The organism is Actimicrobium sp. CCC2.4 (genome assembly GCF_034347385.1).
Taxonomy (GTDB): Bacteria; Pseudomonadota; Gammaproteobacteria; order Burkholderiales; family Burkholderiaceae_D; genus Actimicrobium.
Genome location: NZ_CP133777.1, coordinates 127,118 through 151,980 on the forward strand (window position 1 = coordinate 127,118; position 24,863 = coordinate 151,980).

28 protein-coding genes are annotated in these 24,863 nt (G+C 50.0%); all 28 read right to left on the bottom strand.

All coding sequences use genetic code 11. The features are described from left to right. Positions 1-4 precede the first annotated feature (4 nt). Positions 5-400: a 30S ribosomal protein S8 gene (rpsH, locus tag RHM62_RS00650; RefSeq protein WP_322123682.1), complete on the bottom strand. Its 396-nt coding sequence runs from the start codon at positions 398-400 to the stop codon at positions 5-7. Positions 401-414: 14 nt separating this feature from the next. After that, on the bottom strand, positions 415-720 hold the full coding sequence (rpsN, locus tag RHM62_RS00655) for a 30S ribosomal protein S14 (protein WP_322123683.1): 306 nt from the start codon (positions 718-720) through the stop codon (positions 415-417). A gap of 7 nt (positions 721-727) precedes the next feature. Beyond that, the gene (rplE, locus tag RHM62_RS00660) at positions 728-1,267 is read right to left on the bottom strand and encodes a 50S ribosomal protein L5 (protein ID WP_040723959.1); all 540 of its coding nucleotides are present in this window, start codon (positions 1,265-1,267) and stop codon (positions 728-730) included. 5 nt (positions 1,268-1,272) lie between these two features. After that, positions 1,273-1,587 (bottom strand): 50S ribosomal protein L24, encoded by a 315-nt coding sequence (rplX, locus tag RHM62_RS00665; RefSeq protein WP_322123684.1) that lies wholly within the window; start codon positions 1,585-1,587, stop codon positions 1,273-1,275. Between the two features lie 9 nt (positions 1,588-1,596). Then, positions 1,597-1,965: a 50S ribosomal protein L14 gene (gene rplN, locus RHM62_RS00670; protein ID WP_009665817.1), complete on the bottom strand. Its 369-nt coding sequence runs from the start codon at positions 1,963-1,965 to the stop codon at positions 1,597-1,599. Positions 1,966-2,179: 214 nt separating this feature from the next. After that, a complete protein-coding gene (rpsQ, locus tag RHM62_RS00675) occupies positions 2,180-2,455 on the bottom strand; it encodes a 30S ribosomal protein S17 (protein ID WP_009665818.1) in 276 nt (91 codons plus the stop codon). Then, complete coding sequence (gene rpmC, locus RHM62_RS00680) at positions 2,455-2,646, bottom strand: 50S ribosomal protein L29 (RefSeq protein WP_322123685.1); 192 nt, start codon at positions 2,644-2,646, stop codon at positions 2,455-2,457. Before rpmC ends, rpsQ begins: the two co-directional genes overlap by 1 nt. 11 nt (positions 2,647-2,657) lie before the next feature. After that, complete coding sequence (rplP, locus tag RHM62_RS00685) at positions 2,658-3,077, bottom strand: 50S ribosomal protein L16 (protein WP_040723969.1); 420 nt, start codon at positions 3,075-3,077, stop codon at positions 2,658-2,660. A 2-nt stretch (positions 3,078-3,079) separates the two neighbouring features. Then, the gene (gene rpsC / locus RHM62_RS00690; RefSeq protein ID WP_322123686.1) at positions 3,080-3,937 is read right to left on the bottom strand and encodes a 30S ribosomal protein S3; all 858 of its coding nucleotides are present in this window, start codon (positions 3,935-3,937) and stop codon (positions 3,080-3,082) included. A 9-nt stretch (positions 3,938-3,946) separates the two neighbouring features. After that, complete coding sequence (gene rplV, locus RHM62_RS00695) at positions 3,947-4,279, bottom strand: 50S ribosomal protein L22 (protein ID WP_009665822.1); 333 nt, start codon at positions 4,277-4,279, stop codon at positions 3,947-3,949. Positions 4,280-4,285: 6 nt separating this feature from the next. Then, entirely contained in the window at positions 4,286-4,561 is a 276-nt protein-coding gene (gene rpsS / locus RHM62_RS00700; RefSeq protein ID WP_008113170.1) for a 30S ribosomal protein S19, read from the bottom strand. Positions 4,562-4,570: 9 nt separating this feature from the next. Further along, on the bottom strand, positions 4,571-5,398 hold the full coding sequence (gene rplB, locus RHM62_RS00705; protein WP_322123687.1) for a 50S ribosomal protein L2: 828 nt from the start codon (positions 5,396-5,398) through the stop codon (positions 4,571-4,573). Continuing rightward, positions 5,398-5,715, bottom strand: coding sequence for a 50S ribosomal protein L23 (gene rplW, locus RHM62_RS00710; RefSeq protein WP_009664445.1), 318 nt, complete (start codon positions 5,713-5,715; stop codon positions 5,398-5,400). Before rplW ends, rplB begins: the two co-directional genes overlap by 1 nt. After that, entirely contained in the window at positions 5,712-6,335 is a 624-nt protein-coding gene (gene rplD, locus RHM62_RS00715) for a 50S ribosomal protein L4 (RefSeq protein ID WP_322123688.1), read from the bottom strand. The genes rplW and rplD overlap by 4 nt, the downstream gene beginning before the upstream one ends. Before the next feature lie 3 nt (positions 6,336-6,338). Continuing rightward, positions 6,339-6,995 carry a 50S ribosomal protein L3 gene (gene rplC, locus RHM62_RS00720; RefSeq protein WP_322123689.1) on the bottom strand — a complete coding sequence of 219 codons (657 nt, stop codon included), beginning with the start codon at positions 6,993-6,995 and terminating at the stop codon, positions 6,339-6,341. 166 nt (positions 6,996-7,161) lie between these two features. After that, positions 7,162-7,479 carry a 30S ribosomal protein S10 gene (gene rpsJ / locus RHM62_RS00725; RefSeq protein ID WP_322123690.1) on the bottom strand — a complete coding sequence of 106 codons (318 nt, stop codon included), beginning with the start codon at positions 7,477-7,479 and terminating at the stop codon, positions 7,162-7,164. Positions 7,480-7,559: 80 nt separating this feature from the next. Beyond that, a complete protein-coding gene (gene tuf / locus RHM62_RS00730) occupies positions 7,560-8,750 on the bottom strand; it encodes an elongation factor Tu (RefSeq protein ID WP_322123691.1) in 1,191 nt (396 codons plus the stop codon). A gap of 78 nt (positions 8,751-8,828) precedes the next feature. Beyond that, complete coding sequence (gene fusA, locus RHM62_RS00735; RefSeq protein ID WP_322123692.1) at positions 8,829-10,934, bottom strand: elongation factor G; 2,106 nt, start codon at positions 10,932-10,934, stop codon at positions 8,829-8,831. A gap of 122 nt (positions 10,935-11,056) precedes the next feature. Next, on the bottom strand, positions 11,057-11,527 hold the full coding sequence (rpsG, locus tag RHM62_RS00740) for a 30S ribosomal protein S7 (protein WP_040722478.1): 471 nt from the start codon (positions 11,525-11,527) through the stop codon (positions 11,057-11,059). A 138-nt stretch (positions 11,528-11,665) separates the two neighbouring features. Continuing rightward, positions 11,666-12,049, bottom strand: coding sequence for a 30S ribosomal protein S12 (rpsL, locus tag RHM62_RS00745; protein WP_009664973.1), 384 nt, complete (start codon positions 12,047-12,049; stop codon positions 11,666-11,668). 312 nt (positions 12,050-12,361) lie between these two features. Then, on the bottom strand, positions 12,362-16,597 hold the full coding sequence (rpoC, locus tag RHM62_RS00750; protein WP_322123693.1) for a DNA-directed RNA polymerase subunit beta': 4,236 nt from the start codon (positions 16,595-16,597) through the stop codon (positions 12,362-12,364). A 301-nt stretch (positions 16,598-16,898) separates the two neighbouring features. Further along, a complete protein-coding gene (rpoB, locus tag RHM62_RS00755; protein WP_322123694.1) occupies positions 16,899-21,005 on the bottom strand; it encodes a DNA-directed RNA polymerase subunit beta in 4,107 nt (1,368 codons plus the stop codon). A gap of 261 nt (positions 21,006-21,266) precedes the next feature. After that, positions 21,267-21,638 carry a 50S ribosomal protein L7/L12 gene (gene rplL, locus RHM62_RS00760; RefSeq protein ID WP_322123695.1) on the bottom strand — a complete coding sequence of 124 codons (372 nt, stop codon included), beginning with the start codon at positions 21,636-21,638 and terminating at the stop codon, positions 21,267-21,269. Between the two features lie 84 nt (positions 21,639-21,722). Further along, positions 21,723-22,268, bottom strand: coding sequence for a 50S ribosomal protein L10 (gene rplJ, locus RHM62_RS00765; RefSeq protein ID WP_322123696.1), 546 nt, complete (start codon positions 22,266-22,268; stop codon positions 21,723-21,725). Positions 22,269-22,582: 314 nt separating this feature from the next. Continuing rightward, positions 22,583-23,278: a 50S ribosomal protein L1 gene (gene rplA, locus RHM62_RS00770; protein WP_322123697.1), complete on the bottom strand. Its 696-nt coding sequence runs from the start codon at positions 23,276-23,278 to the stop codon at positions 22,583-22,585. Further along, positions 23,278-23,709, bottom strand: a complete 432-nt coding sequence (gene rplK, locus RHM62_RS00775) for a 50S ribosomal protein L11 (protein WP_322123698.1) — start codon at positions 23,707-23,709, stop codon at positions 23,278-23,280. Before rplK ends, rplA begins: the two co-directional genes overlap by 1 nt. A 153-nt stretch (positions 23,710-23,862) precedes the next feature. Further along, positions 23,863-24,465: a transcription termination/antitermination protein NusG gene (nusG, locus tag RHM62_RS00780; protein WP_322123699.1), complete on the bottom strand. Its 603-nt coding sequence runs from the start codon at positions 24,463-24,465 to the stop codon at positions 23,863-23,865. Next, positions 24,462-24,845: a preprotein translocase subunit SecE gene (secE, locus tag RHM62_RS00785; protein WP_322123700.1), complete on the bottom strand. Its 384-nt coding sequence runs from the start codon at positions 24,843-24,845 to the stop codon at positions 24,462-24,464. Before secE ends, nusG begins: the two co-directional genes overlap by 4 nt. Between the last annotated feature and the right edge of the window lie 18 nt (positions 24,846-24,863).

Genomic DNA, 24,863 nt, shown 5'->3' on the forward strand with positions numbered 1-24,863 from the left:
CTCCTTAGGCGACGTAGCAAATAACTTCGCCACCGACACCGGTCGCGCGCGCTTTGCGGTCAGTCATAACACCTTTGGGAGTGGAAACAATAGCCACACCCAAACCGTTCATGACATTAGGAATATCATCCTTGCCCTTGTAAATACGCAACCCAGGACGGGATACGCGCTCCAAGCGCTCAATTACTGGACGACCAGCGTAATACTTCAAACCGATTTTCAATTCCGCCTTGCCATCTGCTTCAGCAACCACGAAATCTTCGATGTAACCCTCGTCTTTGAGGACGTTGGCAATTGCAATTTTGACCTTAGACGACGGCATAGAAACCGACGTCTTTTGCACAACCTGCGCATTGCGGATACGGGTCAGCATATCGGCGATAGGATCGCTCATACTCATTGCATATTCTCCTATTACCAGCTTGCTTTTGTCATACCGGGAACTTCACCACGCATGGCGACTTCACGGAGCTTAATACGGCCCAAACCGAACTTGCGGAAAGTGCCACGAGGGCGACCAGTCAACGCACAACGATTACGTTGTCGCGTCGGAGCCGAATTACGAGGAAGCGACTGTAATTTCAGGCGAGCTTCGTAGCGCTCTTCTTCCGACTTCGATTGGTCATCAATGATTGCCTTCAACGCCGCGCGCTTTCCAGCAAATTTCTTTACCAGATCTGCTCGCTTCTGTTCGCGATTAATCAATGCCAGCTTTGCCATGGCGACCTCAGTTTCTAAACGGGAATTTAAAGGCGGCGAGTAGCGATTTCGCTTCGTCGTCGGTCTTGGCGGTGGTCGTGATGCTGATGTTCATACCACGCAGCACATCGATCTTGTCGTACTCAATCTCGGGAAAAATAATTTGTTCTTTCACGCCGATATTGTAGTTGCCTCGGCCATCAAATGCGCGCCCCGAAATACCGCGAAAATCGCGAACACGTGGCAGTGCAACTGTGACCAACCGATCGAGAAACTCATACATATGAGCGCCGCGAAGTGTAACCATGCAGCCAATCGGATAGCCTTCGCGGATCTTAAAACCCGCAATCGCTTTGCGTGCCTTGGTCACGACTGGCTTTTGTCCAGCAATCTTGGTCAAATCACCTACAGCATGCTCAATGATCTTCTTATCCGCGATTGCCTCAGATAGCCCCATATTCAGGGTAATCTTCAAAATCCGCGGGACTTCCATTACTGATTTGTACGAGTACTTTGCAGTTAGATCAGCAACAATCTTTTCTTTATAAAACTCTTGGAGACGGGCCATGATCTTTAAACCTTTACAGCTTCGCCACTGGACTTAAAAACGCGAACGAGACCACCGTCAACAGTTTTAAATCCAACACGATCAGCTTTGCCTGTTGCGGCATTAAACAACGCAACATTCGACACATGAATCGGCATCAACTTATCCATGATGCCGCCGGTGGTACCAGTCATCGGGTTGGGCTTTGTCGCTTTCTTCGCAACATTGATCCCATCAACCAACACGTGATCAGCATCGACTCGCTTGAGAATAGTTCCCCGCTTACCTTTGTCTTTGCCAGCCAGGACGATAACTTCGTCATTCTTCTTAATCTTATCCATCGTTACCCCTTACAAGACTTCAGGAGCAAGAGACACGATTTTCATGAACCGCTCAGTGCGCAGCTCACGTGTCACAGGCCCAAATATGCGCGTACCAATAGGCTCGAGCTTTGCGTTCAACAAAACCGCTGCATTGGTATCAAATTTAACCAATGAACCGTCCTGGCGACGAACGCCCTTAGCTGTACGAACCACCACCGCATTGTAGATCTCGCCTTTTTTGACACGACCGCGAGGTGCTGCAACCTTCACAGTAACCTTGATCACGTCGCCGATTCCAGCATATCGACGCTTGGAACCACCGAGAACCTTAATGCACATGACTTCGCGCGCACCGGTGTTGTCGGCTACTTCTAGCCGGCTTTCAGTTTGAATCATAATATTTTCTTTCCCAACTTAACCCGAACAATCCGCACAATGCGGCATTACGGTTAGTCTTGGTCCCGCCAGCTGATCTTTTTACATCAGAACTGATTGGGTGGACGATTTCCAAAACTTCGAACTTAATATTCGCCTACTTAATACCCGTGGAGTACAAAGCACTGCGAAGCCCAGCATTATGTCAGAAATAAGCTGGGCTTTCAACTATTGCTTAAACAATTTGTACAGCTTGCACTACTCGGGTAACTGTCCAGGCTTTGGTCTTTGAAATTGGACGACCTTCCTGAATTTCAACCGTATCACCCGTCTTGGCCTGATTGGCTTCATCATGCGCGTGATACTTATTAGAACGCATGATGATTTTCCCGTACAGCGGGTGTTTCACATGGCGCTCGATCAGTACAGTAACCGTCTTGTCCATCTTGTCAGACACCACCTTACCAATCAGCGTGCGCTTAAGCGCTACCTTCTTCACTGGATCGTTCATTATTTGGCGTCCTTCACGTTCATGACAGTTTTTACACGAGCGATATCTCGGCGTACCTTTTTGAGCTGGGACGTATTGTTCAACTGTTGCGTCGCGATTTGCATGCGCAAGCCGAACTGCGCCTTCAACAATGCGTTCAGTTCGATAGTCAAAGCCGCTTGATCCTTGCCTTGGAGTTCAGATGTCTTCATATTCACTCCTCTTATTGGCCGACTTGACGAACGACGAACGTAGTCAACAGCGGCAGTTTAGCTGCAGCGAGACGAAACGCCTCACGTGCCAATGTTTCATCAACGCCGTCCATCTCGTACAGCATTTTACCTGGCTGAATTTCAGCGACGTAATATTCAGGATTACCCTTACCATTACCCATCCGAACTTCGGCCGGCTTTTGCGAAATAGGCTTATCCGGAAAGATACGAATCCAGATACGACCACCGCGCTTGATGTGACGAGTCATTGCCCGGCGCGCCGCTTCAATTTGACGGGCTGTGATACGACCACGACCAATCGCCTTCAAGCCAAACTCACCAAACGAGACCGCCGTACCCCGAGAGTGAGAGATACCCTTATTGCGCCCCTTTTGTTCCTTGCGGTACTTTCTGCGTGCTGGTTGCAGCATGGTTATTCTCCTGCTTTCTCAGCAAGTGCCGGAACTGCTGCATCAGCAGGACCGTCTGGCTTTTTTGCGCGAACACGTTTTGCAGCAGGCAGTACCCCAGGAGCAGCGGCATTAGGCTGACCATCCGGTCGTGCAGTACGCGGACGCGAACTCGGTTTTCCATCGTCACGACGTGGTCCACGACGCTTCTTGTCATCATCGGCGGCAGTATCTAAAGTTGGAGTTTCGCCGCTTGCGAGACGATCACCTTTATAGACCCAAACCTTAATACCAATAATGCCGTAAGTCGTTAACGCTTCACCAAATCCATAGTCAATATCAGCTCGCAACGTATGGAGAGGTACGCGGCCTTCGCGATACCACTCCTTACGAGCAATTTCGATACCGTTTAAACGACCCGAGGACATAATCTTGATACCCTGAGCGCCCAAACGCATTGCATTTTGCATAGCGCGCTTCATTGCGCGACGGAACATGATGCGTTTCTCGAGTTGCTGAGCAATCGAATCAGCTATCAATTGCGCATCGGTTTCCGGCTTACGAATCTCTTCAATATTGACGTGCACGGGCACGCCCATCATTTTACCTAGCGCTGCCTTGAGGACCTCAATGTCCTCACCCTTTTTACCAATCACGACCCCTGGCCGCGAACTGTAAATGGTAATTCGAGCGTTTTTTGCAGGACGCTCAATAACGACGCGGCCGACAGATGCGTTTTTCAACTTAGTTTTAAGGTAGGCACGCACTTTCAAGTCTTCAATCAGCATGGTGGCAAAGTTTGCATTGCCAGCATACCAACGTGAACCCCAATTGCGTGTCACTGATAAGCGAAATCCTGTTGGATGTATCTTCTGTCCCATCGTGACCCCTTAGTTTCCGACAGTCACATAAATGTGACAGGATTGTTTCGAGATACGATCACCACGGCCCTTGGCTCGCGCAGTAAAGCGCTTAAGGACCGAACCCTTTTCGACATAAATAGTTGTAACTTTCAACTCATCTATATCGGCACCGTCGTTGTGCTCTGCGTTTGCGATCGCCGATTCAAGGACACGCTTAATGATAACAGCGCCTTTTTTCGGACTAAACTGCAAGATGTTCAACGCTTGATCGACTTTTTTTCCCCGTATGAGATCTGCAACTAGACGGCCCTTTTGGGCCGACAGGCGCACACCACGGAGAGTAGCTTTAGTTTCCATCATCGGACCTTATTTCTTAGCCTTCTTATCGGCGGCATGACCCTTGAACGTACGGGTCAAAGCGAATTCGCCAAGTTTATGGCCAACCATGTTTTCAGAAACATAGACCGGCACATGTTGCTTGCCGTTATGCACCGCGATAGTCAAGCCGATGAAATCTGGCATGATTGTCGACCGACGTGACCAAGTTTTAATTGGCTTCTTGTCTTTGATCGCCTGCGCAGTCTCTACCTTCTTCACAAGGTGGGCGTCACAGAACGGCCCTTTTTTCAATGAACGTGTCATTTTTTTTCCTTATTTCTTGCCGCGGCGCGAGATGATCATTGACGTAGTACGCTTGTTGCGGCGCGTCTTCTTGCCCTTAGTTTGCTGACCCCATGGCGAAACCGGGTGACGACCAGCTGCAGTCTTACCTTCACCACCACCGTGCGGATGGTCAACTGGGTTCATTACCACACCGCGAACGGTAGGGCGAACACCACGCCAACGCATAGCACCAGCTTTACCGATCTTGCGGAGGTTGTGCTCGCCGTTGCCAACTTCACCAACAGTCGCACGACATTCGACGTGAACACGACGCACTTCACCTGAGCGCAAGCGAACCTGGGCGTAAGTACCATCGCGAGCCATTAAAACCACACCAGCTCCGGCTGTACGCGCCATTTGCGCGCCTTTTCCTGGCAGCATCTCGACGCAATGCATCGTTGTGCCGACTGGAATATTGCGAATTGGCAAGCAGTTACCCGATTTGATTGGTGCCTCGGAACCATTCATTACCTGATCACCAACCGCCATGCCCTTGGTTGCAATGATGTAATGACGCTCACCATCTGCATAACAAAGTAAGGCAATATTAGCTGTCCGATTCGGATCGTATTCAATACGCTCCACTTTCGCAGGAATGCCGTCCTTGATACGACGGAAATCGATAACGCGATAGTGTTGCTTGTGGCCGCCGCCAATATGACGGGTAGTGATATGCCCGTTATTGTTACGACCTGCACTCTTTGATTGAGCTTCGATCAAGCCAGCAAATGGGCGACCTTTATACAAGTCGGCATTGACTACCTTGACCATGCCGCGACGGCCAGGTGAGGTTGGTTTTACCTTAACGAGTGCCATTATTTAGCCTCCTCGGTGAAGTTGATTTCCTGACCAGGCTTCAAGCAAACAAATGCGCGACGCGTATGATTGCGGCGACCGTTGAATTTGCCCGAACGCTTCTTCTTACCTTGGCGATTCGCAACTTGCACGGACTCGACTTCGACTTTGAAAAGCAACTCGACCGCAGCTTTTACTTCAAGCTTAGTTGCGTCCGGCATGATCAGAAAAACGACTTGTTCATTTTTCTCTGCAACAAAGGTAGCTTTTTCCGAAATAACTGGAGCCAGTAAAACCTTCATCAACCGCTCTTCGCTGAATTTCAAATTCGCGCTCATGCCAACATCTCCTCAATCTTTGCCAATGCGGCCTTGGTAATTACAATTTTCTTGTAAAAGACCAGCGACACAGGATCAGCATGACGTGGCTCAACAATCAGGACATGCGGCAAATTGCGTGAAGCAAGCACCAGGTTCTCATCGATAGTGTCAGCAATAATCAATACTGACTCGAGGAGACCCATTTCCTTCAGCTTTGAAGACAGCAGCTTCGTCTTTGGCGCTTCGAGGGAAATTTCCTCGATCACTGAAATACGTCCTTCGCGTGCCAACTGGGAGAGGATCGAGCACAAACCAGCGCGATACATCTTCTTATTAACTTTGTGCGAGTAGTTTTGATCGGGCGAATTTGGAAAAATCCTACCGCCGCCACGCCAAAGAGGTGAGGACGACATACCGGCACGAGCGCGACCCGTACCTTTTTGACGCCAAGGTTTCTTGGTAGTGTGATGAACTTCTTCGCGATTCTTTTGCTTGCTGTTACCACTACGGGCGTTAGCCTGATAAGCGACAACGACTTGATGGATCAGCGCTTCGTTGTAGTCGCGGCCAAAAATAGTATCAGGCGCTGCTACATCGGATTCTGCTTGACCTTGGTCATTAAGGAGCTTGAGTTCCATTAATTAAGCTCCTTTCTTGGCTTTGATTTTGACAGCGGGCGAGACAACGACCTCACCATTCTTGGCACCTGGCACGGCGCCTTTAATCAGCAAAAGCTGACGCTCAGCATCAATACGTGCGATTTCAAGATTTTGGGTCGTAACGGTAACATCACCCATGTGACCCGTCATACGCTTACCGGGAAACACGCGGCCTGGATCTTGTGCCATACCAATTGAACCTGGCACGTTGTGCGAGCGGGAATTACCGTGCGTAGCGCGACCGGAGCTAAAGTTGTAACGCTTAATGACACCAGCGTATCCTTTACCAATCGAAATACCTTGTACGTCAACTTTTTGACCAACTTCGAAAAGACTAGCCGCGACAATATCGCCAGCTTTCATTTCGGAAGCTTTCACCGCATCGATACGAAATTCTTTTAGGATCGTACCAGCTTCAACACCAGCTTTGGCATGATGCCCAGCTGTAGCTTGATTGACACGCGAAGCGCGTCGCTGACCGAATGCAACCTGAACAGCGGTATATCCATCTGTTTCAGGGGTTTTTATTTGGGTGACTCGGTTGTTCGATACGTCAACTACGGTAACTGGAATTGAATCGCCGTCATCCGTAAATATACGCATCATTCCAACCTTGCGACCAACAAGGCCAAGGCTCATTTTTTCTCCATTCCCGCCTACGATTGGGCAGGGCTGTTGTTTGTACTACTAAATAACGTGGAGGAATTCTAGAAATACCATCCCCCACCGAAGCCCGAAATTATAACGGCAGTTCCATTCTTCTACAACAAATAATTCGAGAATTCGACATACCTCAACCGATAAATTATTGCAATTTAATTTCCACATCAACGCCAGCTGGCAAATCCAGCTTCATCAACGCATCAACTGTTTTATCAGTAGGGTCAACAATATCCATCAAACGAACATGAGTACGAATTTCAAACTGATCACGCGACGTTTTGTTTACGTGGGGTGAGCGCAGGACATCGAAGCGTTGAATACGTGTTGGCAGTGGGACAGGTCCCTTAACTACGGCACCGGTACGTTTTGCTGTCTCAACGATCTCAAGGGCTGACTGATCAATCAGACGGTAGTCGAATGCTTTAAGACGGATACGGATTTTTTGGTTAGGGCTAGACATGGCAATCCTTAAAAGAGCGAGCCACGGATTAAGTTATCCGTGGCAATATTAGCCAAACATCTTGTTTGACAACTAGTAAATTACTCGATGATTTTGGCAACAACACCGGCACCAACCGTACGACCACCTTCGCGTATAGCAAAACGCAAACCTTCTTCCATCGCGATCGGGTTGATCAGCATGACGGTTATCGATACGTTATCGCCAGGCATTACCATTTCTTTGTCTGCTGGCAATTCAATCGATCCGGTCACGTCTGTCGTGCGGAAGTAGAACTGTGGGCGGTAATTATTGAAAAACGGTGTGTGACGACCGCCTTCGTCTTTCGATAATACATAAATTTCACCCGTGAAATGCTTATGTGGCTTGATCGTGTTTGGCTTCGCCAAAACTTGACCCCGCTCCACGTCTTCACGTTTTGTGCCGCGCAGCAGCACGCCAACGTTGTCGCCTGCTTGACCTTGGTCCAACAGCTTGCGGAACATTTCAACACCAGTACATGTTGTCTTTTGTGTGTCACGGATCCCGATAATTTCCAGTTCTTCGCCTACTTTGACGATACCGCGCTCAATACGGCCGGTTACCACTGTACCGCGGCCTGAGATCGAGAACACATCTTCGACTGGCAGCAGGAACGCGCCATCAATCGCCCGCTCTGGTGTAGGAATGTACGTATCCAGCGCATCAGCCAACTTCATGATTGCTTGCTCACCCAACGGGCCCGTATCGCCTTCCAGGGCCAATTTTGCAGAACCTTGAATGATTGGCAAATCGTCGCCTGGGAATTCATACTTGACCAGCAGTTCCCGCACTTCCATTTCGACCAGCTCAAGCAGTTCGGCGTCATCCACCATATCGCACTTGTTCAGGAAAACAATGATGTACGGAACGCCGACCTGACGCGCCAGCAGGATGTGCTCGCGCGTTTGTGGCATCGGGCCGTCCGCTGCCGAACACACCAGGATCGCGCCATCCATCTGCGCGGCACCTGTAATCATGTTTTTCACATAGTCCGCGTGACCTGGGCAGTCAACGTGCGCGTAGTGGCGCGCCGCTGTTTCGTACTCAACGTGTGCCGTATTGATCGTGATGCCGCGTGCCTTTTCTTCTGGCGCTGCATCGATCTGGTCATAGGCCTTCGCCTCACCGCCAAACTTCTTGGACAGTACGGTAGCTATCGCTGCTGTCAACGTGGTCTTGCCGTGGTCGACGTGGCCAATCGTGCCCACATTCACGTGCGGCTTGGTCCGCTCAAATTTACTCTTTGCCATTTTATTCTTCCTTCAAAAAGAACGATTTATCTATCGGTGTAGTGGTCCGGCACCAAAGTGGGGACCACACTAACTTAATTATTTGCCCTTGGAACTGACAATTGCTTCTGTCACGTTCTTTGGCGCCTCTGCATAATGCTTGAATTCCATCGTGTAAGTTGCCCGACCTTGCGTTGCGGAACGCAGCGATGTCGAGTAACCGAACATTTCCGAAAGTGGCACTTCGGCTTTGATGATCTTGCCACCGCCGCCGGCAATCTCGTCCATACCCTGAACCATACCGCGACGTGATGAGAGGTCACCCATTACCGACCCGGCGTAATCTTCAGGCGTTTCCACTTCAACCGACATCATCGGCTCGAGAATTACCGGACTAGCTTTGCGACAGCCGTCTTTGAAAGCCATCGATGCAGCCATACGGAATGCATTTTCATTCGAATCAACGTCATGGTACGAACCGAAGAACAGCGTCACTTTGACGTCAACCACCGGATAGCCAGCCATTACGCCAGCGGTCAATGTTTCACGGACGCCTTTTTCGACTGCAGGGATATATTCGCGAGGAACGGTACCGCCTTTAATAGCATCAACGAATTCAAAACCAACACCTGGCGGCTGCGGTTCGATTTTCAAGACCACGTGTCCGTATTGCCCACGGCCACCTGATTGCTTGACAAACTTGCCTTCAATCTCTTCGCAAACCTTACGAATTGTTTCCCGATAGGCAACTTGTGGCTTACCAACCGTTGCCTCGACACCAAACTCGCGACGCATACGGTCGACGATGATCTCCAGGTGCAACTCACCCATACCGCCGATGATGGTCTGACCCGACTCTTCATCTGTCTTTACGCGGAAAGAAGGATCTTCTTGGGCAAGACGGTTTAGCGCGAGCCCCATCTTCTCTTGATCAACCTTCGTTTTAGGCTCGACGGCCTGAGAAATCACTGGCTCAGGAAATACCATGCGCTCCAGGGTAATGATTGCCGATGGATCGCACAACGTCTCACCGGTAGTGGCGTCTTTGAGACCAACCGCCGCAGCGATATCGCCAGCATGTACTTCCTTGATTTCTTCGCGCTGGTTCGCATGCATTTGCAAAATCCGGCCGAGGCGCTCTTTTTTGTTTTTCACCGGATTGAACACGGTATCACCAGACTTGACGGAACCGGAATATACGCGGAAGAAAATCAGTTGGCCAACAAACGGATCAGTCATGATCTTGAATGCGAGTGCTGAGAATTTCTCGGAGTCTTCTGCCTTGCGCTCGGTAGGCTGGTCATCTTCATCCAGACCCTTAACCGGCGGAATGTCCGCTGGCGATGGCAGGTATTCAATAACGCCGTCAAGCATTGCCTGGACGCCCTTGTTCTTGAAAGCAGTACCGCACATCATTGGAACAATTTCTGCAGCAATGGTACGTTGGCGCAGAGCAGCCTTAATTTCGGCTTCCGACAAATCTCCCTCGTCGAGGTACTTATTCATCAGCTCTTCAGTGGCTTCAGCGGCTGCTTCCACCATCTTTTCCCGCCATTCCTTAGCCTGCTCGAGGAGCTCTTCCGGGATTTCGCGGTAATCAAATTTCATACCTTGCGACGCATCATCCCAATAAATTGCTTTCATCTTGACCAGATCGACTACACCAAGGAAGTTTTCTTCGGCACCAATAGGAATCTGTAGAGGAATCGGGTTCGCCTTCAAACGCGCACGCATTTGATCGTAGACCTTGAAGAAGTTCGCGCCTGTGCGATCCATCTTGTTCACGAACGCGAGGCGTGGCACGCCATATTTGTTGGCCTGACGCCATACGGTTTCCGATTGCGGCTGAACGCCACCAACAGCACAGTAGACCATACATGCGCCATCAAGCACACGCATCGACCGCTCTACTTCAATCGTAAAGTCGACGTGACCTGGCGTATCAATGATGTTGATGTGGTGTTCAGGGAAGTTGTTAGCCATGCCCTTCCAGAAACAAGTCGTCGCAGCGGACGTAATCGTGATGCCGCGCTCTTGCTCTTGCTCCATCCAGTCCATGGTGGCCGCGCCATCATGCACTTCACCGATTTTGTGATTTACACCTGTGTAGAACAGTACGCGCTCGGTCGTGGTGGTCTTGCCGGCGTCAATGTGAGCGGAGATACCAATGTTCCGATAGCGCTCAATGGGGGTCTTGCGGGCCATAGTTGATCCTAAATCTTTTTAATGAACAAAACCGAGCGCCATCTATTCAATGTGCCCGGCCTCGAACAAGTTACTTTTGCGACCAGCGAGGCATGCACAAGGCAGCTCCACCAATCGATATATTAGAAGCGGAAGTGCGAGAACGCCTTGTTCGCTTCTGCCATGCGATGCACTTCATCGCGTTTTTTCATTGCACCGCCACGGCCTTCAGCGGCTTCGAGCAGTTCACCACCCAGACGCTGTGGCATCGATTTTTCGCTACGCTTGTTGGCGGCTTCACGCAACCAACGCATCGACAGCGCCATACGGCGAACTGGACGAACTTCGACCGGCACCTGGTAGTTTGCACCACCAACTCGGCGCGATTTTACTTCAACCAGAGGTTTGCAGTTGCCGATAGCAGCAGCGAACACTTCCAACGGATCTTTACCTGATTTTGCATTAATGTGCTCGAAAGCACCATAAATGATATTTTCAGCGACTGACTTCTTACCCGACAACATCAGCACATTGACGAACTTGGCAACATCAACATTACCGAACTTTGGATCCGGCAAAATATCCCGCTTGGGGACTTCACGACGACGTGGCATTTCGATTCCCTTCAATCTTCAGTTGAGCGCGCATCCCATTGGATTACTCACTCCAGAACAGCCATCATAGCCATTCACTTACTCGGCCCATTTGGGACCGACACCTGCTCCGCTCACTTTGAGCGAAACTATCTAGTATTACTTCTTGCCAGCTTTAGCGCGCTTAGTACCGTACTTCGAACGCGATTGCTTGCGATCCTTGACGCCTTGAGTATCCAATGCCCCGCGAACCATGTGATAACGCACACCCGGCAAATCTTTCACACGACCACCGCGCAGCAAAACCACGCTATGTTCCTGCAAATTGTGACCTTCACCACCAATGTACGAAATTACTTCGAATCCATTGGTCAGGCGAACTTTCGCGACTTTACGCAAAGCCGAGTTTGGCTTTTTTGGAGTCGTTGTGTAAACGCGCGTACATACGCCACGTTTTTGCGGGCTGTTTTCCAGCGCCGGCGATTTGCTCTTGACACGTGCTGAAACACGCGGCTGGCGAATCAATTGATTGATGGTTGGCATCGCTCTAAACCCAACTAAAATTACTTCTGTTAACAGATCCCGAAAACGGTTGTCCGGGGACTAAAAAAATGCGGCGTGAGTTGCTTGCTCTGCGCGATCTCTGCGATACCAGGCTGAGCCTGTCTGAAAAGTCAGATCTGACTTAAGGATAAAATCGAGAACTCGCGAGTATAGACGCGACACGCGAGAGCGTCAATCAATCCGCACCGATAATTCTTGCTCCACTTACTCTTTGAATACGAAACGGATCACGAAATAAAAACGACGCCAGGCTGACAACCCTGGCGTCGTTCTGGATAAAGCTGAGACTTTTTACGCCTCGGTGTCGGCAGGACCGCTAATGTCTGCCATCTGGGCTTCGAACTCGGCGTTACGCGCCACTTTCTCGGCTTGCAGCAAGGCGGTACGCTCTTCGGCCTCCCATGTTTCCTTTTCCTTGCGTGCACGATGGAACGCAAGTCCTGTACCTGCAGGAATCAATCGACCGACAATCACGTTTTCTTTAAGGCCACGCAATCCATCGCGTTTACCCATAATTGCGGCCTCAGTCAGAACACGGGTGGTTTCTTGGAACGATGCTGCCGAGATGAACGAATCTGTCGACAACGACGCTTTGGTAATACCCAACAACACGTTTTCGTACGTTGCAGGAATCTTGCCAGCAGCATTGACGCGATCGTTTTCATCCAGCAATTCTGAACGCTCGACTTGCTCACCAGTGATGTAATTCGCATCGCCAGCATCAACGATCTGCACCCGACGCAACATCTGGCGCACGATCACTTCAATGTGCTTGTCATTGATCTTCACACCTTGCAAGCGATACACATCCTGTACTTCATCGACGATGTAACGCGCGAGCGCTTCGATACCCAGCAAGCGCAGGATGTCTTGCGGATCAGCTGGGCCATCAACAATCATTTCTCCTTTGTTGACGACCTGACCGTCATGCACCAGCACTTGCTTGTCTTTGGTGATCAGGAACTCATGCTTGTTGCCATCCATGTCAGTGATCTCGAGGCGCTGCTTTCCTTTGGTTTCCTTGCCGAAGGCAACGGTACCCGTTACCTCTGCGAGCATGCCGGCGTCTTTTGGCGACCGCGCTTCAAACAACTCGGCCACACGCGGCAGACCACCGGTGATGTCGCGCGTTTTTTGCGATTCAGTAGGAATACGCGCCAGCACTTCACCGACTGTGACGTGCTGACCGTCCTTGACCGTAATCAGTGCGCCGACCTGGAAGCCGATCGTTACCGCATGCTCGGTACCGGCGATCTTGACTTCTTCGCCTTGTTCGTTAAGCAGTTTCACTTGCGGACGAACTGTCTTACTGACCGAACCGCGACGCTTCGCATCGATGACTACCATGGTCGACAGACCCGTTACTTCATCCACTTGACGAGCAACCGTCGAACCTTCTTCGACGTTCTCGAAGCGGACGGTACCGGCGTACTCGGTGATGATCGGACGCGTCAAAGGATCCCATGTTGCCAACGGAATACCTGCTTTGATCACCAGGCCGTCATGTACGCTCAATGTCGCGCCATAAGGCACCTTGTGACGCTCACGTTCACGGCCATGGTCATCGGTAATCAATACCTCGCCGGACCGGGAAATGACAATCTGGCCACCCTTACCGTTCGTGACGTAACGCATGGTTGCTGTAAAGCGAACAATACCGTTCGACTTCGCTTCCACCGACGATGCCACCGCAGCGCGAGACGCCGCTCCACCGATATGGAAGGTACGCATAGTCAACTGGGTACCTGGTTCACCGATCGACTGGGCGGCAATAACGCCGACAGCCTCACCCGCATTGACCAGCACGCCACGACCGAGATCCCGACCGTAACACATACCGCAAAGGCCATAACGCGTGTCGCAGGTCAGCGGGGTACGCACCTTAACTTCATCAATGCCAAGACGTTCGATCTCTTCGACACCATCCTCATCGAGCAACGTACCCGCCGGGAACAGTGTCGCCTGGGTTTCAGGATTGACGATGTCGTTGGCTGCAACCCGACCAAGAATACGGTCACGCAGTGCCTCAATCACTTCACCGCCTTCGACCATTGCCTTCATGGACGCACCGTTGGACGTACCGCAGTCATCTTCAATTACAACCAGATCCTGCGTTACGTCGACCAAACGACGCGTCAGGTAGCCGGAATTAGCCGTTTTCAATGCGGTATCTGCCAGACCTTTACGCGCACCGTGGGTCGAAATGAAGTACTGGAGTACGTTTAGGCCTTCGCGGAAATTCGCGGTAATTGGCGTCTCGATAATCGAGCCATCCGGTTTGGCCATCAAGCCGCGCATCCCTGCCAACTGGCGAATCTGCGCTGCTGATCCACGCGCACCGGAGTCCGCCATCATGTAAATCGCATTGAACGATTCCTGAGTCGACCTGGACCCGTCACGACGAACCACATCCTCAACTTTGAGCTGGTCCATCATGGCCTTACCGACGTCGTCACCAGCTTTGCCCCAGATATCGACCACTTTGTTGTAGCGCTCGCCAGCGGTCACGAGACCGGACGAATACTGCTGTTCGATCTGTTTGACTTCTTGCTCGGCTGTGGCGATCAGCGTGACTTTCTGCGGCGGTACCAGCATGTCATCGACACAAATCGAGATACCGGCGCGCGTCGCCAAGCGGAAGCCCGACTGCATTAACTGATCGGCGAACACCACCGTCGCACGCAGGCCGCACTTGCGGAATGACGTGTTGATCAGCTTCGAGATTTCTTTCTTTTTCAATGCACGGTTCAGCACGCTGAATGGCAATCCCTTCGGCAGGATTTCCGACAGGATTGCGCGGCCAATCGTTGTTTCGTAACGGGTAATGGTCTTCTCGAATTCACCGGTTTCCAGATTTTTGGGAAACTCGGTGATGCGCACTGTCACGCGGGTCGTCAGTTCGACTTCCTTGTTATCGTAGGCGCGAATAACTTCGGACACATCCGGGAACATCATCCCTTCGTTCTTGCCATTGATTTTTTCGCGAGTAGCGTAGTACAGGCCCAGCACGATATCCTGCGAAGGAACGATCGACGGTTCTCCGTTCGATGGGAACAGGATGTTGTTAGAGGCCAGCATCAATGTGCGAGCTTCCATCTGGGCTTCGATCGACAGTGGAACGTGGACCGCCATTTGGTCGCCGTCAAAGTCTGCGTTGAATGCGGCGCAAACCAATGGATGCAGTTGAATCGCCTTACCTTCGATCAACACGGGCTCGAATGCCTGAATGCCAAGACGATGCAAGGTTGGGGCACGATTGAGCATGACCGGATGTTCGCGGATCACGTCTTCGAGGATGTCCCAAACGACAGGCTCCTGAATTTCAACGAGTTTCTTCGCAGCCTTGATCGTGGTCGCCAGACCCATCAATTCAAGCTTGTTAAAAATGAAAGGCTTGAACAGTTCCAGCGCCATCAACTTCGGCAAACCGCACTGATGCAATTTCAGTTGGGGGCCCACGACGATGACCGAGCGACCGGAATAATCGACACGTTTTCCCAACAAGTTCTGACGGAAACGACCGCCCTTTCCCTTAATCATCTCCGCCAGTGACTTCAGCGGACGCTTGTTGGCACCTGTCATTGCCTTACCGCGACGACCATTGTCAAGCAACGAATCGACGGCTTCCTGCAACATCCGTTTCTCGTTACGCGTAATGATTTCCGGAGCGCGCAATTCCATCAGGCGCTTCAAGCGGTTATTACGGTTAATGACACGACGATACAGGTCGTTCAAATCAGAAGTAGCGAAACGACCACCATCAAGCGGCACAAGGGGACGCAACTCTGGCGGCAGCACCGGCAACACTTCCATGATCATCCAGTCAGGCTTGATACCCGAACGTTGGAAGGCCTCAAGGACTTTCAGGCGCTTAGCGTATTTCTTGATTTTGGCTTCGGACTTCGACTCTTTGAGTTCCTGGCGCAGCATCTCTGCGTCGCGATCGATGTCAATCGAACGGAGCAATTCACGAATGCCTTCTGCACCCATGAATGCAGTGAAGTCATCACCGAATTCTTCGTACTTGGCCGCGTAATCATCTTCCGACATGATCTGGCACTTCTTCAGCGGAGTCATGCCCGGATCTGTGACAACATAGGCTTCAAAGTACAAAACGCGCTCGATATCCCGCAACGTCATGTCGAGGACCATTCCCAAACGAGACGGCAATGATTTGAGAAACCAGATATGCGCGGTTGGCGAGGCCAACTCAATGTGACCCATACGCTCGCGGCGCACTTTTGCCAACGTTACTTCGACACCGCATTTTTCGCAGATAACACCACGATGTTTGAGGCGCTTATATTTTCCGCAGAGGCATTCGTAATCTTTGATCGGGCCAAAAATCTTGGCACAAAACAGACCGTCGCGCTCTGGCTTGAAAGTACGATAGTTAATGGTTTCCGGCTTCTTGACTTCGCCGTAGGACCACGAACGGATCTTTTCAGGTGACGCAAGACCAATCTTGATGGCGTCGAACTGTTCGTTTTGCTGAACTTGCTTGAATAAATCGAGCAGTGCTTTCATGGTTCACTCCAGGTTGCGTGAAAACGCTAGATGACTGACGAGGAGGATGAGCCGACTCCGCTTGACGACCCTGCTCGCATCAGCGGGAGAGCCCTGTTATGACACAGAGTTCCGCTAATACCGGGTACGGAAGGACACTTCCTTGTAACTGACGTGCTGCTAACAAAAACGTGCTGCTAACTAATATTAATTGCTTATCAAAAAGAAACCTTGTTGCACCAGTAACTACAGACCTGTTGGCCTGGCGAAAAAAGCCGCGACCCGCATTTTACGCGTATCGCGGCTTCTTTGTCTGAAACAATTAATCGCGTTCGAGATCGATATCGATACCAAGCGAACGGATTTCCTTGACCAGAACGTTAAACGATTCAGGCATGCCGGCATCGATCACATGGTCGCCTTTGACCAGATTTTCATACACTTTGGTACGGCCATTCACGTCATCGGACTTCACAGTTAACATTTCCTGCAAAACATATGACGCACCATATGCTTCCAGCGCCCACACTTCCATCTCACCAAAACGCTGTCCACCAAACTGAGCTTTACCACCCAGAGGCTGTTGCGTCACCAACGAGTATGGACCAGTCGAACGGGCATGCATCTTGTCATCAACCAGGTGATGCAACTTCAGCATGTGCATGTAGCCGACTGTGACTGACCGCTCAAAGGCTTCGCCGGTACGACCATCGTACATAGTTACCTGGTTTTTGGATGGCGTCATTCCCAGCAACTTGGCTATGTGATCAGGGTAAGCCAAATCTAACATCCGACGAATCTCTTCCTCGTTAGCACCGTCAAACACTGGGGTTGCAAATGGTACGCCATGCTTCAGATTCGACGACAACTCGAGGATCTCATCGTCCGAGAAACTGTCAAGATCTTCGCTCTTACCAGACTCGTTATAAATCACGGTCAGGAATTTACGAAGCTCGGCAGCTTTGGCTTGTACCTTCAACATTTCACCAATTCGCAGCCCTAGGCCCTTAGCAGCCCAGCCTAAATGGACTTCGAGAACCTGACCCACGTTCATCCGGGATGGCACGCCCAGCGGGTTCAGTACGATGTCTGCTGGCGTACCGTCTGCCATGTAGGGCATGTCTTCAATAGGAACGATGCGAGATACCACACCCTTGTTACCGTGACGACCGGCCATCTTGTCGCCTGGCTGCAAGCGACGCTTGACCGCCAGATACACTTTCACCATCTTTTGCACGCCTGGCGGCAACTCATCGCCTTGAGTCAGCTTCTTACGCTTTTCTTCAAAAGCCAAATCGAACTGATGCCGTTTTTCCGCTATCGATTCCTTGATTGCTTCGAGTGCAGTCGCAGCATCGTCGTCGGCAGGTCGGATATCGAACCAATGATATTTATCCAAATCCAGCAGGTACTCACTGGTAATCTTTGCGCCCTTGGCAATCTTCTTCGGACCACCATTTACGACCTTACCAACCAGCATTCTCTCAAGGCGCTGGAAGCCATCACCTTCCACGATACGCAACTGATCGTTAAGATCGAGACGGTAGCGCTTCAACTCATCATCGATAATCTGCTGTGCCCGCTTATCGCGAGGAATGCCTTCGCGTGTGAAGACCTGCACATCGATCACGGTGCCGATCATGCCTGATGGCACGCGCAGCGAGGTATCTTTGACGTCAGATGCTTTCTCACCGAAGATAGCACGCAGCAGCTTCTCTTCCGGCGTCAGTTGTGTTTCCCCTTTTGGCGTGACTTTACCGACCAAAGTATCCCCGGCTTCTACTTCAGCGCCGATATAGACAATTCCGGATTCATCAAGCCGGGCTAACTGATTTTCAGCCAGATTAGAGATATCGCGAGTGATCTCTTCGGCGCCGAGCTTAGTGTCACGTGCGACAACAGACAACTCTTCAATATGAATAGATGTGTAGCGATCATCAGCCACGACTTTTTCAGAAATCAAAATCGAATCTTCAAAGTTATAGCCATTCCACGGCATAAATGCGACCAACATGTTTTGACCGAGCGCTAGTTCACCAAGGTCAGTCGAAGCACCGTCGGCGATTACGTCATGTTTTGCAACACGGTCACCGACTTTCACGATTGGACGCTGATTGATGTTGGTATTCTGGTTAGAGCGCGTGTACTTGATCAGGTTATAAATATCAACCCCGACTTCGCCGGCCGTAGCCTCTTCATCATTTACCCGAATTACAACACGACCAGCATCAATGTAATCGACCAGCCCACCACGCAAAGCCTGCACCGTAGTACCCGAGTCCACTGCCACAGTACGCTCAATACCTGTACCTACCAGCGCCTTTTCCGGACGCAAGCACGGAACTGCTTGACGCTGCATGTTCGCACCCATCAACGCACGGTTTGCATCATCGTGTTCGAGAAACGGAATCAGCGATGCAGCAACGGAAACCACTTGACCAGGTGCAACATCCATATACTGGACCCGCTCTGGCGACACGAGAATTGTTTCCCCGGCTTCACGAGCTGAAACCAACTCATCGGACAACCGGCCGTCGGTGTCAATTGTCGCGTTTGCCTGAGCAATAATGTAACGGCCTTCTTCGATCGCCGACAAATAGTCGATTTGTGAAGTGATTTTGCTGTCGTTGACTTTTCGATACGGCGTTTCAAGAAACCCATACTCGTTCAGCCGCGCATACAAAGCTAGCGAGTTAATCAATCCAATGTTCGGACCTTCAGGCGTCTCAATCGGACAAACTCGACCGTAGTGGGTCGGATGCACGTCTCGCACCTCAAAACCGGCACGTTCACGGGTCAATCCACCAGGCCCAAGCGCTGATACGCGACGCTTGTGAGTGATCTCGGACAAAGGATTAGTTTGATCCATAAATTGAGACAACTGCGACGAACCAAAGAACTCACGAATAGCGGCAGAAATCGGCTTTGAATTAATCAGATCGTGAGGCATCAAATTATCCGCTTCGGCTTGGCCGAGGCGTTCCTTAACAGCCCGTTCGACACGCACCAAACCAGCGCGGAATTGATTTTCAGCCAGCTCACCAACGCACCGGACCCGACGATTTCCAAGGTGATCAATATCGTCGACTTCGCCACGACCGTTACGCAGTTCAACCAATATTTTGATTACTGCGAGGACATCATCATTTGAGAGTGTCATCATTCCGGTCAGTTCATCCCGACCAATCCGACGATTGAACTTCATCCGACCGACTGCTGATAAATCGTAGCGATCCTCGTTGTAGAACAACCCGTTAAATAGCGCTTCAACCGAGTCTTCAGTCGGCGGCTCGCCAGGGCGCATCATCCGATATATTGCAACCTTTGCCGCCATCTGATCTGAGGTGTCGTCCATTCGCAGCGTCTGCGAGATGTAACTACCTTGATCAAGATCGTTGGTGTAGAGCGTTTGGATTGTCGTGATGTTTGCCTCACGCAACTTACCCATTAACTCTTCAGTCAATTCATCATTGGCACTGGCAACAATCTCACCAGTATCTGCATCGACGATATTTTTCGCAAGAACACGACCCAGCAAGTAGTCCTCAGGCACTGTCACCTGTTTAATTCCAGCCGCTTCGATTTCACGCACGTGCTTGGCGTTGATACGCTTATCTTTTGCGACTAATGATTTACCTGCTTTGTCATTAATATCAAAACGAGCAACTTCACCCCTCAAACGCTCTCCAACGAATTCCATTTCCCCGCCTTCGGTGCGAAGAGAAAAATTATCGAATACGAAGAAGTTTGCAAGAATTTGCTCCGGCGTCATGCCGATAGCTTTCAACAAGATCGTTACAGGCATCTTGCGGCGACGATCTACACGGAAGAACAATATATCCTTTGGATCGAACTCAAAATCAAGCCACGAACCACGGTACGGAATAATTCGAGCAGAAAACAGGAGTTTCCCTGACGAGTGGGTTTTACCCCGATCGTGTTCGAAAAAGACACCTGGGGAACGATGCAACTGAGAAACGATCACTCGCTCCGTTCCATTAATCACGAACGAGCCTGTTGTCGTCATGAGCGGTAATTCACCCATGTACACTTCTTGCTCCTTCATCTCCTTGACAACCGGCTTGGTAGGCGATTCTTTGTCAAGAATTACAAGACGGACCTTCGCCCGCAGCGGAGAAGCGAATGTCAAGCCGCGTTGCTGGCACTCCTTGACGTCAAATGGAGGATCGCCAAGAATATAAGACAAGAATTCCAGGCGAGCAAATCCGTTGTGTGAAACGATAGGGAATATCGACGTAAAGGCAGATTGCAGCCCTTCGTTCTTGCGTTGCGATGGAACTTTGTCCTCTTGAAGAAAGCTAAGATAGGACTCGAGCTGCGTCGCCAGCAGGAACGGAACGTTGTGAACGTTAGCGCGCTTCGCAAAAGATTTACGAATGCGCTTCTTCTCAGTAAATGAGTAGTGCATGAACACTCCGTGAGTGACAGGAAGGATGGACAGTTCAGAATTCGATAGTGACGTGCAATAACTGTACGCACCAACAGCAACGAAACCTCAAGTGACAACCCTACCGGGTCTATTTATGCTGCAAAAATAGCAGCTTAAGCATGAACAAATACTATCTAATCCATATTTTTGGAACGACAAAGAAGCCAAAGCCGAACCTTTATTAATAAAAGGCTCGACGCTTTGACTCCGGCGCTACTATTCTGCGCTATCTTAACCAGTTTACTTGATTTCAGCTTTCGCGCCTGCATCTTCCAATTTTTTCTTGGCTGCTTCTGCATCTGCTTTAGAAACAGATTCTTTGACTGGCTTTGGAGCGCCATCAACCAGGTCTTTGGCTTCTTTCAAACCAAGGCCCGTAATTTCACGAACCGCTTTAATCACACCAACTTTATTGGCGCCGAAATCGGTCAGTGTAACGGTGAATTCTGTTTGCTCTTCAACCACTGCAGCAGCACCGCCTGCAGGTCCAGCTACTGACATTGCGGCAGCTGACACACCAAATTTTTCTTCGAATGCTTTGACCATGTCGTTCAGGTCCATTACTGACATCGCGCCTACGGCTTCGAGGATATCGTCTTTGCTAATTGCCATTTGAAACTCCTAATTGGTATTGATGATTACATCAGATCGGTATTAACGTCATGCGTCGGATAATTCAACAACTTACTTGTTGAATTAAACAGCTTCCACAGGCGCTTCGGCAACAGCCTCAGCTTCTGGTGCGGCTTCTGTTCCTTCGTTTTTCTTCGCTGCAAGAGCTGCAAGAGCGCGAGCAAATCCAGAGACGGGTGCCTGCATAATTCCCAGCAATTGGGAAAGCAAAACTTCACGACTAGGAATACTGGCCAATGAAGACACAGCAGCTTTATCAAGCGGCTTGCCAGCATAGTTACCTGCTTTAATCACCAGCTTGTCGTTTGTCCGAGCGAATTCCTGAAGAACTTTCGCAGCAGCAACAGCATCGTCCGAGATCGAATAGATCAACGGACCGGTCATTTCAGAAGCCAGGCCAGAAAATGCAGTGCCTTCTACAGCGCGACGAGCCAATGTATTTTTCAATACACGCAAGTAGACGCCTTCGGCACGTGCTTTTGCACGCAATTGTGTCAAATGACTAACTTGGATACCACGATATTCAGCTACGACGATAGTCTGAGCTGTTGCAACTTTCGCTGATATTTCGGCTACGACAGCCTTTTTGTCATTCAGATTGAGACTCACGGTCAACCTCCAAAAATGATACGCAGCTTAATGCAGTCCCAATGAACTGCCTGCCTTGTATCGGTTCGAACACGGCGTCCGAAGTTAGGAGTTTCGACTGGCAGGCCAGCGTAGAGACTACAAAACTTGTTCGGGGTCACCATCTGCGTTGGGAATAAGGCAACCTTCAACCTTACGTTTTAACCCTGTACCCAACCCACAAGCACACAGCCCAACGGTCTTTGATTGTCTGTATCCACCTCAGGTGTTCTGAAATGAAGACATCCCAAAGAATTGCCCCATCCTTAACAGCATAGGGACTTGATTCTGTCTTTTTATCCTGCCAACGATGCGTGATCGACACGCACGCCTGCGCCCATCGTCGATGACAATGAAACTTTACGCAAGTACACGCCTTTACTGGAAGTGGGCTTTGCTTTGTTCAATGCATCAATGAGTGCGACCAAATTGGACTTCAACGCCTCATCAGTAAATGATTTACGACCGATAGTGGCATGAATAATTCCGCCTTTATCGGTACGATACTGAACTTGACCTGCCTTGGCATTTTTGACCGCCGTTGCTACGTCAGGCGTTACCGTTCCGACTTTCGGGTTCGGCATCAATCCGCGTGGCCCCAAAATCTGGCCCAATGTACCGACAATACGCATTGTGTCTGGTGAGGCAATCACGATATCAAACGGCATATTGCCAGCTTTGATTTGCTCTGCCAAATCTTCCATACCCACAATGTCTGCACCTGCAGCCTTAGCTTGCTCAGCCTTTTCGCCTGTTGCAAACACTGCAACGCGAACACTTTTACCTGTTCCTGCTGGCAACACTACTGAACCACGGACTACTTGATCTGACTTCTTAGCATCAACACCAAGTTGAACCGATACATCGATCGACTCGTTGAATTTCGCCGTTGCGAGCTCTTTAATCAAGGCAACAGCATTGTCGAATGGGTACGCCTTGGTGCGATCTACTTTTGCTTTGATTGCTTTGATGCGCTTAGATAACTTAGCCATTACATTCCCTCTACCGTAATACCCATGGAACGTGCCGACCCAGCGATAATACGCACTGCGGCATCCATGTCAGCAGCCGTTAAATCAGGCCGTTTTTGTGTTGCTATTTCCTCAGCTTGCTTGCGGGTGATACTACCGACTTTATCGGTGTGTGGCTTTGGTGAGCCTTTTGTAATACCAGCAGCTTTTTTGATCAAAATTGTTGCGGGCGGAGTTTTCATCACAAAAGTGAATGATTTATCCGCGAAGGCTGTGATCACTACAGGAATAGGAAGGCCCGGCTCCAAACCTTGGGTTTGGGCATTGAACGCCTTACAGAATTCCATAATATTCAAGCCGCGCTGACCCAATGCTGGGCCGATCGGTGGGGATGGGTTTGCTTTACCAGCTGGGACTTGCAGCTTGATAAAACCGATGATTTTCTTTGCCATGTTGGCTCCGTCGGTAGGTGAGTGATAGCGCCTTTACAATTCTCTATTTCAGGAATCGAATCAGGCTCCTCGCTAATGCATACAGAGTCGCCGAGTAAATTTCGGCAACTCTGCTTCTTACAAATTCTTTATCTCTGTAACAAAAAATTTTTATTAGGCTTTTTCAACCTGGCCAAACTCAAGTTCAACCGGAGTTGCTCGACCGAAAATTGTTACTGACACCCGGACTTTCGATTTTTCGTAATTTACTTCTTCTACGTTTCCATTGAAATCTGTAAATGGACCATCTTTTATTCTAACGAGCTCACCAACTTCATACAGAACTTTTGGCCGCGGTTTCTCGATGCCCTCTTGCATTTGCTGCATGATTTTATCGACTTCGTTTGGCGGAATCGGCGTTGGCTTATTGGATTTACCACCAATAAAACCTGTAACTTTGCTGGTATTTTTTACCAAGTGCCATGTTTCATCGGTCATTTCCATCTCGACCAATACATAACCTGGAAAAAACCTGCGCTCAGTAACTGTTTTCTGACCGTTTTTTACCTCTATGACCTCTTCAGTCGGAACCAATATCTGACCAAATTTTTCATCCATGCCTGCGCGAGTAACCCGCTCAGTCAACGCACGTTGCACGCTCTTTTCCATACCAGAATAAGCATGAACTACGTACCAACGTTTTTTGCTTGTTAGCGCTACGGTCGCAGCACTATCCACACTCAACGGCGCGCCTTCTGCTGATTGCTCGTTCGTCATTTTTTCCAACCTAGAATCAAGTCATACAATATAAATTCTAATAACTTGTCAGTACCCCAAAGAAACAGCGCCATTACAAGAACGAAGCAAAAAACAATCGCGGTGATCTGCATTGCTTCTTTTCGTGTAGGCCACACTACTTTTTTGGTTTCCCTAATCGCCTCGCTAGCGAAACTTAGGAATTCCTTACCTTGGGTCGACGTCCAGGCAAACCCTATAGCGACTATCAGTCCCAGCACCAGCGCACTGGCTCGCACAATGGAGGATTTGTCCGCGAGCACATAAAAAGCTACCACGCCGGCAATGACCGCACAAACGGCCAAAGCGACCTTTAACTTGTCGCTTGACGTACTCACTGTTTGCACAGGTTGATTAGACATACTCTATTTACTTTCGAT